Below are 12,780 nucleotides of genomic sequence, written 5' to 3' on the forward strand. Positions count from 1 at the left end.
ATCCTCTATGGCTTCGGGCGCTTGCCCCCCGGAACCCATAGAACGTCCAACGCCCCGTTTTCGTTCACTTTTCTGGCCAACACGAACAGGAAATCGGACAAGCGGTTGAGATAGGACAATAAATCCGGGTTAAGCGGCGCGTCGTGATGCGCGGCCACCGCGGAGCGCTCCGCGCGGCGGACGATCGCGCGCGCCAGATGCAGCGCCGCCGCGCCCGCGCTGCCGCCGGGCAGGACGAAGCTGGTCAGCGGCGACAGCTCGTCGTTGACCCGGTCGATCGCCGCCTCCAGCGCGGCGACCTGTTCGGGCACGATGCGCAGCGCGCCGTCGATCCCCGCCGGGGTGGCGAGGTCCGCGCCGACGTCGAACAGGTCGTTCTGGATCGTCAGCAGGGTCGGCACCGCGGGATGATCGCCCAGCGCCGAGAGCGCGACGCCCAGCGCCGAATTGGCCTCGTCCACATCGCCCATCGCCTGCACCACGGCGGCATCCTTCGCCACGCGCGATCCGTCGACAAGGCCGGTCGTCCCCGCATCGCCGGTGCGGGTGTAGATCCGGTTCAGCTTCACCATGTCAGGTGCGGCCGGCGAGGAACAGGATCACGACGACGATCAGGATCGCGATCGCCTGAAACAGCACGCGCGCCTGCATCATCTTGTTGGATTTCAGCGACTGTTCGCTCGGCCCCTCGCCCCGCACCTGCGCGCTCCCCTCGGCGAGGAAGGAGACGATGCCGCGGACCAGCGCCACGACGACCGCGATCATGGCCGCGATCAGCAGCAGGACGAGGAAGGTGTTCATGAATCCAAGCTAGGCGCTCGCACCCGCAATTCCAAGCGGCAGCCGCCCGGCGCGCAGATCGTCCGCGAGCGTACCGCCGTCGATCCCCTGCGCACGCAGCAGCGCCAGCGCGGGCGCGCCGTCGCGCTTGGCGAGGCGGCGGCCCTGCGCATCGGTCAGCAGCGGGTGATGCCGCCACACCGGCACCGGCAGGCCGAGCAGCGCCTGCAACAACCGGTGGATATGGGTGGCGTGGAACAGGTCCACCCCGCGCACGACATGGCTGACGCCCTGCGCGGCGTCGTCCACCGTGACGGCGAGGTGATAGCTGGTGCCCGCATCCTTGCGCGCCAGCACCACGTCGCCCGCCGCCAGCGGGTCCGCCGCCTGCGCGCCCGCGATCTCGTCCGCCCAGGTCAGCGGCCCGGTGCGTTCGACGGCGCGCGCCATGTCGATCCGCCACGCATGCGGCTGCGCCAGCCGCGCCGGATCGGGCGGGAGGTGGCGGCAGGTGCCGGGATAGCGCACCCCGTCCGGCCCGTGCGGCGCCGACGCGCTGGCCGCGACCTCGCGCGCGATGTCGGCGCGGGTGCAGAAACACGGGTAGAGCAGCCCCTGCCGCTTCAGCGCCTCGAGCGCATCGGCGTACAGCGCGCGCCGCCGCGACTGGAACACCACCTCCCCGTCCCAGTCGATCCCCAGCCAGCGCAGGTCGTCGAGGATGCCCTGCACATGCTCCGGCCGCGACCGCCCGGTGTCGATATCCTCGATCCGCAGCAGGAACCGCCCGCCCGCGGCGCGCGCGCGATCGTGCGATTGCAGCGCGGCAAAGGCGTGCCCTAGGTGCAGCGCGCCGGTGGGGCTGGGCGCGAAGCGGGTCGTGACCTGCGGCCCGGTTTGACTTCGGGGGTCGCGTCGTGCTGTCATGCCAGCGTAATCGATGCCGATCATATCGGCGGCGACCTTTACGCGAGGGGGACTTCATGTACCATCCCGATCGCCTCCGCCATCCCGATGGCTGTCCCGCGCTGGTGCTCAACGCGGACTATACCCCGTTGTCCTATTACCCCTTGAGCGTCTGGCCGTGGCAGACGGCGGTCAAGGCGGTGTTCCTCGACCGGGTGGACATCGTGGCGGAATATGAGCGCGAGGTGCGCAGCGCCCGGGCGAGGATCAAGCTGCCTTCGGTCATCGCGCTCAAGCAATATGTGAAGCCGTCGGAATTTCCGGCCTTCACCCGCTTCAACCTGTTCCTGCGCGACCGGTTCAGCTGCCAGTATTGCGGGGCGACGCACGACCTGACCTTCGATCACGTCATCCCGCGCGCGCAGGGCGGGCGGACGACATGGGAGAATGTCGCCACCGCCTGCGCGCCGTGCAACCTGCGCAAAGGGGGCCGCACGCCCCGGCAGGCGGCGATGCCGCTGATGGTCGCGCCGATCCGCCCGACCAGCTGGCAGTTGCAGGAACAGGGCCGCCGCTTCCCGCCGGGCCATCTGCACGAAACCTGGCACGACTGGCTGTACTGGGATGTCGAGCTGGAGGCTTGAGCGGGGCGCGGTGTTCGTCGTGCCGGGCGCGACGCCGGTGTGCCCCCCTTTCGTCTCTCCCGCGCAGACGCAGCCCATAGCCGCCGACGTCGCGGCTCGTTCGCAGACGTTGGAGGTTATGGATTCCCGCCTGCGCGGGAATGACGAGGGTTGCGGCGGCAACGTTCGATCCGACCCCGAACCCGAACCGTTCGTGTCGAGCGCAGTCGAGACACCTCGCGCAGCGCCCGGCGGCACGTCCCTCGACTTCGCTCGGGACGAACGGCGGTCGGGTCGGGACCGCGGGGCATTGCGCTACTCCACGTCCACCCGGAACTTCAGCAGCAGCGAGCGTTGCCAGAACTGCTGGTTGTCGTCCGACGCGATCCACAGCACGGGCTTGCCGTTCTCCATGACCAGCGACAGCGCCTCGAAATTGTCGTGCGCCACGCGGCCCTCGAACACCGCGATGGTCCGCCCGCGCACCTTCGCGCCGGGGCGGATCGCGCCCGCCGCGACGATCTGCAACCGGGCATAGAACAGGCGGAACGGATCGAACGCGCGGTTGAGCACCAGCAGCCGCCCGTCGGGCAGCGCCACCGCATCGGTCACGCGAAACCCGGGTTCGGCGAAATAGCGGAAGCGGTACCAGCGGGTGCCCGGTCGCGTCGGATCGCCGAGGAAGCGCAGGCCGGGGTAGCCGGTCTTCACCGTCCCGTTCGCCTCGCTCAGCACCACGACCGATCCGTCGGGCATCGCCGCCATCGCCTCCGCGCCGCTGTTGTCCGACCATCTGCGCATGCCGATCGGGCGCGCCGATGCCAGCGCGCGGGGGAAGCCGGGGGCATAGCGCCAGATGGCGTTCGCACGCTCGAACCCGACGAGGATGCTGCCGTCGCCGAGCACCGCCAGCGATTCGCTGTCGCGGTCGCGCTTTTCCCAGCCGGTGCCGGGGCCGTCGGGCAGTTCGGCGGTGCCCGCATCGCGGATGCGCCAGTCTGCCCCCATCCGGAAGCGCACGATCCCGCCGCCGTCCGACAACAGGGTGAAGCGATCCCCGGCGACATGCATCGCCGAAAAGCCGCCGAACGCCGGGTCGGGACTGGCAAGCTGCACCCCGCCGAGATAGGTCAGCGCGCCGATCCGGCGGTTGCCGTCCCGGTCGATCGCCACCCGCTTCACCGAAATCCCGGGCACGCCGGTCCGCAACAGCGGCAGCCGGTCCGGCCCGGACCAGGTCGGCACGAGCAGCAGCACGGCAAGAATGACGAACAGCACCCGCGACATGGGTTTCGCCGTAGAGTGTCGCCGCTTTCCCGGCAACGTGCGGCATTGCACAATGCACCCGGCTGCGCGATCAGCCGCCCGACCCTTCCGCGATCGAAAGCCCCTGCCCGTGCCCGATGTCGTCGACCTTACCCGGCAACTGCTCAGCTGCGACAGCGTGACGCCCGCGATCGGCGACGTGTTCGACGTGGCGGCGGCGGCGCTTGGCCCCATGGGCTTCCGCATCGACCGTTTCGTCGCGGGCGAGGCACCCGACGGGCCGGTCGAGAATCTGCTGGCGGTGCGGGGGGGCGGCGGGCGGCACTTCGCCTTCGCCGGGCATCTCGACGTGGTGCCGCCGGGCGAGGGCTGGAGCGCGGGGCCGTTCGCCGGGGTGGAGCGCGACGGGCTGCTCTATGGCCGGGGGGCGGTGGACATGAAGGGTGCGGTCGCCGCGTTCATCGCCGCCTGCGCCGACATTCCGGCAGACGCGGGCACGGTGAGCCTGATCCTGACCGGCGACGAGGAAGGCCCGGCGACCTATGGCACGCGCGCGCTGATCGATCGCATGGCGGCGCAGGGATTGGCGCCCGACCTGTGCCTCGTCGGCGAGCCCACGTCGCAAGGCAGGCTGGGCGACATGGTGAAGATCGGGCGGCGCGGATCGGTCAATATCTGGATCGAGGTGCCGGGGCGGCAGGGGCATGTCGCCTATCCGCACCTCGCCGACAATCCGGTGCCGAAGCTGGTGGCGGCGCTGGCGGCGATCGACGCGGTGGTGCTGGACACGGGCAATGCATGGTTCCAGCCGTCGAACATCGAGATCACCGACCTGACCGTCGGCAATCCGGCGACCAACGTGATCCCGCCGAGGGCATCGGCCCGGCTGTCGATCCGGTTCAACGACGAACAGTCGGGCGAGGCGCTGGTCGAGCGCATCCGCGCGCTGGTCCACGCCCACGCCCCCGGTGCGATCGTGACCGGGCGGGTATCGAGCGAGGCGTTCCTGACCCCCCCGGGGGATTTCTCCGCAATGGTCGCCGATGCGATCCGCCGCCACACCGGGATCACCCCCGAACTGTCCACCACCGGCGGCACGAGCGACGCGCGCTTCCTGTCGAAACTGTGCCCGACCGTCGAATTCGGGCTGCTCAACGCCACGATGCACAAGGTGGACGAGGCGGTGGCGATCGACGATCTGCGGGTGCTGACGGCGATCTATGCCGATATCGCGCGGGCGGGGTTGCACGGCTGATCCGCCCATGGCCTATTGTGCGGCGCAACATGAACGCCATATCAACTTGGCACAGGCAGCGCGTCGGCGTGTTGCCGTAATCATGGGATGACGAATCATGCGACCGATCTCGGACACGATCCAGCGGCTGCAACGGATGCAGGGGGCGGGCATGGTTCCGCCGGTGCCCGACCGGCTGCGCGATATCGTGCCGCCGTCGCGCAATCCGGGCAATCTGCGCGGGCGGGTGCATGTTCCGGCGGGGCTGGCGCCGGGCGCGGCGCTGGTGGTGGCGCTGCACGGCTGTACCCAGAATGCGGCGGCCTATGACCATGGCACCGGCTGGTCTACGCTGGCCGACCGGGAGGGCTTCGCCGTGCTGTTCCCCGAGCAGCAGCGCGCGAACAACCCCAACATGTGCTTCAACTGGTTCGAGGCGGCGGACATCGCCCGGACCGGCGGCGAGGCGGAATCGATCGCGGCGATGATCGATGCGGTGGTCGCGACGCACCGGATCGATCCGGCGCGGGTGTTCGTCACCGGCCTGTCGGCAGGCGGCGCGATGAGCGCGGTGATGCTGGCGACGTGGCCGGAGAAGTTCGCGGGCGGCGCGATCATCGGCGGGCTGCCCTACGGCGGGGCGCTGGGCGTGCCGCAGGCGCTCGACCGGATGCGCGGCCACGGCGCGCCCGCCGATGCGGCGGCGGTGGCGGCGGTGCGCGCGGCGGCGATCGGCGGCCCCCGTGCGCCGCGCGTCAGCCTGTGGCACGGCAGCGCGGACACGACGGTGGTGGTCGACAACCTCGACCGGCTGGTCGGACAGTGGCGCGGCGTCCACGGCCTGCCCCCCGGCCCCGTCGAGGAGACGCGCGGGCGCAACTGGGAACATCGCGTGTGGCGCGGGACCGACGGCGATGCGCTGGTCGAGGCGTGGCGGATTGCGGGCATGGGGCACGGCGTGCCGATCGATCCGGCGAGCGGCATCGGCGCGGCGGGTCCGTTCATGCTCGATGTCGGCCTGTCGAGCACGCTGGCGATCGCCGGGTCGTGGGGGCTGACCGGGGCGGCGGCGGCCGCTGCGCCACGGGTCGAGCCGGTGGCGGCACCTGCGCCACGGGTGCCCGCGCTGGCGCAGGCCCCTGCCCCGCGTGGGCGGCGGCTGGAACGGATGGACGAACCGCGCGGCGACGGCGGCGGTTCGGTGCAGGCGACGATCGAGCGTGCGCTTCGGGCGGCAGGGTTGATGCGGTAGCCGCCGAAGAGAAGATTTGGTTCACGCGAAGGCGCGAAGAAACGAAGGGGTTGGTCTTGCGGCGTAAACCGCCTTCCCGATCAACGCCGGTTGGAGGAGAGCGGCTTACGCCGCGAACACAATTCCTTCGTGTCTTCGCGACTTCGCGTGAACCCAGACTTTCTTCTATTCCTCAGCGCAACCGCAACGCCTTGCGCACCGCGCCCCAGTCCACGAACTTGAAATTCTGCGTATCCGGCGCATTGTCGCCGTCCTGCGCGACCATCAGCCCGTGGCGGAAACGCGGGCCGAAATCGCCGGGCATCAGGTCGATGCCGTCGGTCTCGCTGGTCCCGTCGATCGCGCCGCCGCCGATGCGGAAGCGTCCGGCAAAGGCGAAGTCGGACAGCCGGTAGAGGCTGTAGGCATTGTCGCCCTGGCTGCTGACCAGCAGATATCCGCCGCGCGCGCCGCTCGGCACCAGTGCCAGCCCCTCGGCATCGGCGACCAGCCGGGTGCCGTCGACCTTCGCCACCAGCGTCGCGGTGGTCGGTGCGGCGGGATCGGCGTCGAAGCGCCACAGCCCGACGTCCTCCTCCGCGACATAGAGGAGGCCGATGCGGTCATCGACGACGCAGCCCTCGGCCTGGGTGCCGAGCTTCATCGAACGCACCGTGCGTACCACCGGCGCAGCACCCGGCTTCGCGTCGATCGATACCTGATCGATCCGCCCGTCCTTCATCACGACGAAGCCGAACAGCGCCTTGTCCGCGCGGCGGGTCCACAGGCACATGCCATAGGCCTCGCCCGGCCCGACCGGGAAGCGCCCCATCGGCACCAGCTTGCGTGCCGCCGTGTCGAGCGTGAACAGCGCCACATGCGCCAAGCCCACGTCCGCGCGGTCGCTGGCCGCGGCGATCACCCGCCCGCCGATCTCGCGCAGGTCGACGTTGTTGAGCCGCGCGGCGGGGGTGAAGCTCAGCCGCCTGCCCGACAGGTCATAGACATGGATGCCCGCCTGCTTGTCGGTCCCGATGACCAGGCTGGCGGCGGGATCGCGGCGGTTGCGCCAGATGGCGGGATCGTCGGCGGCGTCGGCGGCGGTGTCGACCGGATCGGTCTCCGCCGCCGCGGACACCACCGGGGCGGCGGCGGTCCCGGCGGGCGGCGGCGTGACCGCGCACCCGCCGAGCAGCGCCGCGAACAGGACGATGCGCATCAGAACGTCACCCGCACGCCCGCCTGATAGCGGCGGCCGAACGTCTCGCGCTCGATCGTGTAGCGCGTGCTGCCGACGTAGCGGCGACCCGGCCCGTTCAGCAGGTTGCTGAAGTTGCCGTAGAATTCGACGTTGCGGTTGATCGCATAGCGCAGCGATGCGTCAAGCTCATTGTCCTTCGCCCAGTAGAAGTCGCCGCCGTCGACGCCGCGCACGACGCCGTTGATCGGCTGGAAGTCGCCCAGATCGTCGAGCCAGCGCGAACGGTTCTGATACTGGACCCGCGCCGAGAAGCCGTATTTCTCGTAATAGACGCCGAGGTTGTACACCGCATCCGACGCACCCGGCAGCGGCACGCGGCGGCCGTCCGGCGTCTCCGCGCGGCTGCGGTTGAGCGTGGCGTTCAACTGCACGCCGAAGCCGCCCATCCAGTCGGGCAGGCCGAGGTCGGCGACGAACGGGTCGAGCTGCTGCTGGATCGCGCCTTCCACGCCGACGATCGATCCGTTGCCGCCGTTGTCGATCGTCGAATAGACGTACTGCGACCGGTCGACCCCGCCGAGGTTCAGCACGTCGCGCCCGAAGGTGCGGGTCGTGTCGAACAGCACGTCGCGCAACCGCTTGTAATAGGCACCGAACGAGAGGAAGCCGCGCGGCAGGACGTAATATTCGACATAGGCATCGACGCCCATCGCCTTTTCCGGGCGCGCATCGGGGTTGCCGCCCGAGACGGTCAGGTTCGCGTCGTTGAACGTCAGGTTGGGGCGCAGCTGGTCGTAATCGGGCCGCGCCGCGCCGGTGTTGAACGACAGTCGCGCCTTCATCTCGCGCGTCACGTCATAGTTGATGTGCAGGCTGGGATAGACCAGCGTGATGTCGCGATCGACGGTGATCGGCGTCGCGGCATTGCCGTTGACGAACGCCGACGAACGGTTGCGGATATGCTCGATCCGCGCGCCGCCGACGACATTGCCCCAGTCGGTGGTGACGGTGGCCATGCCGTACGCCGAATAGACGCGCTCGTTCACGTCATAGAGATTGGCGGTCTGATCGACATAGCGCCCGACCCGGCCCGCACGGTTCACCAGATCGAGGATCTGGTCGCGGCCGAAATACTGGAAGGTGTAGCCGAGCGGAATCTGCCCCTGGAACCCGCCGGGGATCGCGATCTGGTCATAGCCGGTGGGGATGCCCGCCGCGGTGAACTGCGCCGCGCTGTTGAGTTCGAGCAGGCGTTCGTCGACCGACTTGGTGCGATCGTCGAAGCGCAGGCCGAAGGCGATCTCGGTCCTGTTGCCGAGCAGGCCGTCGATGTCGTGCGCCACGTCGACGCGCGCGGTGTACGCCTCGGTCGTGTCGAGCGCGATCAGCGAGCGCAGGCGGGCGAGCGAGCGCGGGAAATCCTCGATCGCGGTGACGCGGCCCCCACGCGCAAAGGTGCCGTTGGCGTTGCGGATGGTGCGGTACAGTTCGACCCTGGCCAGCTGCGGATCGCGCAGGTCGTAGAATACGGTCAGCCGGTTGGCCGCGTTCGCGCCGTTGGTGCCGAACGACGGGCTGTCATAGTTCAGCTGCGCGGGCTGGGTCCGGTCGTCGATCGACCGGGTATAGTTGCCGCGCCACGACACGCGCCAGCTGTCGAGGTCATGCTCGCCGCCGATGGTGTTGGTGAACACCGACTGCTTGTAGGCGCGCACGGTGAAGTTCGAGTTCAGGTCGATGCCATAGACGGTGCCGGTGAGCGGCGTGTTGCCGGTGCAGACATCGGCATAGCCGGTGGTGCCCGCCGCGGGCGTCGGGTTGACGGTGCAGGCGGCGGTGCCGGTGGGCGTGCGCGACTGCTGATCGTCGAGATCGAAGATATAGTTGTTGCGCAGTTCGTCGTCCTGGAACGCCGAATAGATCGTCTCGGCGAACAGCGTATGGTTGGGCGCGGGCTTCCAGTCGAGGCGGCTGGAGAGCGAATAGTTCTTGCGCGTCAGGCGGTAGAGCTTGTTCTCGGTCTCGCGCGCCCAGATGCGGTCGGCGAAGCCGGGGCGGCGGTCCTGATCGACCGATTCGAAGTCCGTCTCGAAATTGTCGGTCACCATGCCGCGGCGGTACATGGTGGCGGAGGCGACGACGCCGATCTCGCCGATGCCGGTCTCGACCCGGTCGGACACGACCAGCGACCCTTCCCATTCGCGGCGGTCGCCCAGTTCGACGAGGCCGTAGCCCGCCTTGCCCGCGACGAACAGGCCGCTGTGGTCGAATGCCGAGCGGGTGATGATGTCGACATTGCCCGAAATCGTCTCGCCGACCATGTCGGGGGTGACGGCCTTGCGCACCACGATCTGCCTGGCGATCGCCGAGGGGATCGAATCGAAGCGGGCGGCGCGGCCTTCGGGGCTGACGACGTTCACCCCGTCGAACGACAGCGTGGTCCAGCGCTTCGGCGCGCCGCGCAGGTTGACGTAGCGCGCCTGGCCCTGGTCGCGCTCGACGGCGACGCCGGGCAGGCGGCTGATCGCCTGCGCGACATTCTGGTCGGGCAGGCGACCGGCGGCATCGGCGGCGATGACCGAGACGAGCGCGGGGCTGTTCCGCTGGATATCCAGCGCGGCGGCTTCGGATTCGGCGATCGGGCGGCTGCCGCGCACGACGATCTCCTGAACGTCCTCGGGCACTGCCGCCGGATCGGCGGCGGCAACGGCGACGACGTCCTCGGGCGCGGCGAAGGCCGCCACCGGCGCGAAGGCCACCCCGCCCATCAGCGCGCGAACGAAAACGGCCCGAGCGGACCGCGAGCTAAACCCGACCATGTGATGTTTCCCCTTTGGGGAGCGTCGTTCCGCTCCCTCGCTGGCGGCTGCCGTGCCGGGCGGGGGTGGCAGTTGGGTTACGCGATCGTTGCGTAATCATTACAGTGCGGGGTGTTGCGTGATGGCAACAGGTGGGGGCACTACCCTGCATCATCGTCATTCCCGCGAAGGCGGGAATCCATAAACGCCGACGATCGGGCAATAACCGAACCGTCAGCGTCTATAGGCTCCCGCCTTCGCGGGAGTGACGATGGTCGCCTCAGAACCGCGCGCCCAGTTCCAGCCCGTAGAAGCGCGGCTCGCCCCGGATATAGGTCGGCACGCCGAAGCCGCCGCCGGTGTTGCCCGCGTCGATCAGATAGCGCGCATCGGTCAGGTTGCGCGCGAACGCCCCGATCAGGAACCGCCCGCCCTCGCCGATCTCGACGCCCGCGCGCGCGTTGACCAGCGTATAGCCGTCCTGCGCGATCGCCGGGTTGTTCGGCAGCTCGAAGAACACGCGCGAGCGGTAGGTGACGCTCGGCACCGCATAGAGCGTGGCCCCGCCCAGCGGCACCCGCAGGTTCGCGCCCGCGCTGGCGGTCATGTCCGGCTGGAGGCGGAAGCGGTTGCCCGCGAACACCCCGTTGCTCGCCGCGTCGCCGATCCCGCCGTCGAGCCAGGCGAAGGTGCCGAACAGCGAAAGCATCCGCCCGATCGCCAGATTGCCCTCGACCTCGACGCCGAGGTTGTCGGCCGACCCCGCCGAGCGGGTGGTGGTCACGCCGTTCTCGGTCACGGACACCTGAAACCCGTCATAGCGCTGGTAGAAGACCGACGCCGCGCCGCTGAACGGCCCGACGCGGCCCTTGATGCCGCCTTCGTAGTTCCACACCAGTTCCTCGGGCACGATCTGGAGCGCGGGGACCACCGCCGCCGTCGCCGCCATGCCGGTGCGCGCGGCGGCAAGCTGCACCACCGGCGAGCGGCGGCCCTTGCTGACCGTCGCGTACAGGCTGACCGCATCGCTCAGGCGGAACAGCGCGTTGAAGCGCGGCAGCACCGCGGCGAAGCTGCGCTCCGCCTCGAACTTGGCGCCCCCGGTGCTGGCGGTGCCGAGCAGGCTGGTGAACACCCCCGCCCCGGCAAGGATGCGCGAGAAGGGCTGGACGGCGCTGTACTGCGACTTGCGGTCCTCGATCAGCACACGGGCGCCGGCGGTCAGTTCGAGCGCGGGCACCGGAATCCATGTCGCATCGGCGAACACCGACCAGGTATCGTTGTTACCGTAGTTGGTGAATTCGGCGGCATAGGGCAGCACGCTCGCCGCGCCGCGGGTCAGCAGCGCCGTCGCGCGGGTGGCGGGAATCGTGCCGTTGGCCGCGACGCACGCCGGGCCGGTCGGGATGCCTGCCGCGTTCAGCCCGGCGCGCACCGCCGCATAGGCGGGCGTGACCGAACAGGCGAGATAGGTGCCTTCCTCGGTCGAAAAGGGCACCCGCTGGAAACCGTTCTCGAAAAAGGCGTTCCAGCCGAACGACGCGCGCGCCTTCTCGCCGGTGAAGGCGAAGCGGCCCTCGTGGCTCCACTGGTCGCCCTGCGCATCCTCGGCGAATTCCAGATACCATGCGGGGCCGCCGTCGGCGTCGAACGTCTCGAGGCTGTTGAACCGGCGATAGCCGTTGACGGAGGTGAAGGTGACGCCGGGCGCGACATCGACCTGCACGGTCAGGTTGGCGTCATACACGTCGCGGTCGAGGCCGAGCTTGCGCTTGCCGAGCACGCTCTCGCTGAACGGCGAGCCGGAGAGTTCGGCATGGCCATAGTCGCCGGTCTGCCCGCCGGTGGGGGCGAAGGCGCGGCTCTTGAACGCGGTGCCGGGATTGCGCTGCCCGTCATAGGTCAGCACGAGGTCGGCGGTGAGCGCCGGGGTCGGCGTCCAGCGCAGCGACCCGCGCACGCCCCGCTGGTCCTGCCCGTTCAGATCGTCCTGATCGACCTGCCCCTGATTCTGGTTGGGCACGTTCGGATCGCCCGCGATGTTGCGGACATAGCCGTCGCGATATTTGTACGCGAACGCCAGCCGCCCGGCGAGCGTGTCGTTGCCCGCATTCAGCACGCCCGACAGCTGCGTCCGGTTGAAATTGCCGTAGGACGCCGCCGCCTCCGCCGAGAAGCCGGGGCGCGGGCGCGCCGGGATGATCGATACCGCGCCGACCGCCGCCGCCGTGCCGAACAGCGTCGCCTGCGGCCCCTTCACCACCTCGATCCGTTCGAGGTCGAACAGGTCCTGATACGCCCCGCGCGAGCGGCTGATGTCGACGCCGTTATAGTAGAAGGTGACGCGCGCGCCCTGCTGCGCCGATCCCGAATCCGAGGTGATGCCGCGGATCACGAAGCCGGGGTTGTTCGCGCTCTGCTCCTGGATCACCAGGCCGGGGATGTACTGCGCGACATCGGCCAGCGTCGACACGCCGAGGTCGGCCATGCGCCTGCCGGTGACCGCGCTGACGGTCAGCGGCACGTCCTCGATCCGCTGCTCCACCTTCTGCGCGGTGACGACGATCTCGGCGACATTGTCGGCATCGTCGCTGTCGCGCGGCCGGACATCGGCCTGCGCGAAGGCGGCGGTCGAACAGCCGAGCGCCAGCAGCGCGATGAGCGAACGCGAGAACGAAACCATGCGATATCCCCCTGATGACGGCGCGGCCCTTAGGGAACCGGGGTGACAATATGGTTAC

The 12,780-nt window shown here is 69.5% G+C and carries 10 protein-coding genes; 3 read left to right on the forward strand and 7 right to left on the reverse strand.

Translation table 11 applies throughout. The annotated features are described in order from the left end of the window. Positions 1-5: 5 nt before the first annotated feature. From ABLE43_RS07880 to gluQRS, 3 genes are read right to left on the reverse strand one after another with little or no spacing between them, the layout of a single operon-like run. Entirely contained in the window at positions 6-572 is a 567-nt protein-coding gene (locus tag ABLE43_RS07880) for a cob(I)yrinic acid a,c-diamide adenosyltransferase (protein WP_348977941.1), read from the reverse strand. Between the two features lies 1 nt (position 573). Then, positions 574-801 carry a twin transmembrane helix small protein gene (locus ABLE43_RS07885; protein ID WP_348977942.1) on the reverse strand — a complete coding sequence of 76 codons (228 nt, stop codon included), beginning with the start codon at positions 799-801 and terminating at the stop codon, positions 574-576. 9 nt (positions 802-810) lie between these two features. Next, on the reverse strand, positions 811-1,707 hold the full coding sequence (gene gluQRS / locus ABLE43_RS07890; protein WP_348977943.1) for a tRNA glutamyl-Q(34) synthetase GluQRS: 897 nt from the start codon (positions 1,705-1,707) through the stop codon (positions 811-813). A gap of 56 nt (positions 1,708-1,763) precedes the next feature. Between gluQRS and ABLE43_RS07895 the strand changes: the two genes are divergently transcribed. Continuing rightward, on the forward strand, positions 1,764-2,330 hold the full coding sequence (locus tag ABLE43_RS07895; protein ID WP_348977944.1) for an HNH endonuclease: 567 nt from the start codon (positions 1,764-1,766) through the stop codon (positions 2,328-2,330). Between the two features lie 294 nt (positions 2,331-2,624). Here ABLE43_RS07895 and ABLE43_RS07900 read toward each other — a convergent pair whose 3' ends face one another. Further along, a complete protein-coding gene (locus ABLE43_RS07900; protein WP_348977945.1) occupies positions 2,625-3,596 on the reverse strand; it encodes an esterase-like activity of phytase family protein in 972 nt (323 codons plus the stop codon). Positions 3,597-3,648: 52 nt separating this feature from the next. Between ABLE43_RS07900 and dapE the strand changes: the two genes are divergently transcribed. Both dapE and ABLE43_RS07910 read left to right on the forward strand, forming a co-directional pair. After that, positions 3,649-4,830, forward strand: a complete 1,182-nt coding sequence (dapE, locus tag ABLE43_RS07905; RefSeq protein ID WP_425475242.1) for a succinyl-diaminopimelate desuccinylase — start codon at positions 3,649-3,651, stop codon at positions 4,828-4,830. Between the two features lie 97 nt (positions 4,831-4,927). Further along, complete coding sequence (locus ABLE43_RS07910; protein ID WP_348977947.1) at positions 4,928-6,061, forward strand: extracellular catalytic domain type 1 short-chain-length polyhydroxyalkanoate depolymerase; 1,134 nt, start codon at positions 4,928-4,930, stop codon at positions 6,059-6,061. Between the two features lie 172 nt (positions 6,062-6,233). Here ABLE43_RS07910 and ABLE43_RS07915 read toward each other — a convergent pair whose 3' ends face one another. From ABLE43_RS07915 to ABLE43_RS07925, 3 genes are all read right to left on the reverse strand, one after another. Then, positions 6,234-7,259, reverse strand: a complete 1,026-nt coding sequence (locus ABLE43_RS07915; RefSeq protein ID WP_348977948.1) for a phytase — start codon at positions 7,257-7,259, stop codon at positions 6,234-6,236. After that, positions 7,259-10,009, reverse strand: coding sequence for a TonB-dependent receptor (locus ABLE43_RS07920; RefSeq protein ID WP_348977949.1), 2,751 nt, complete (start codon positions 10,007-10,009; stop codon positions 7,259-7,261). Before ABLE43_RS07920 ends, ABLE43_RS07915 begins: the two co-directional genes overlap by 1 nt. Before the next feature lie 310 nt (positions 10,010-10,319). Beyond that, positions 10,320-12,722: a TonB-dependent receptor gene (locus ABLE43_RS07925; RefSeq protein WP_348977950.1), complete on the reverse strand. Its 2,403-nt coding sequence runs from the start codon at positions 12,720-12,722 to the stop codon at positions 10,320-10,322. Between the last annotated feature and the right edge of the window lie 58 nt (positions 12,723-12,780).

Origin of the sequence: Sphingomonas silueang (genome assembly GCF_040049155.1) — a bacterium.
Classification (GTDB): domain Bacteria; phylum Pseudomonadota; class Alphaproteobacteria; order Sphingomonadales; family Sphingomonadaceae; genus Sphingomonas; species Sphingomonas silueang.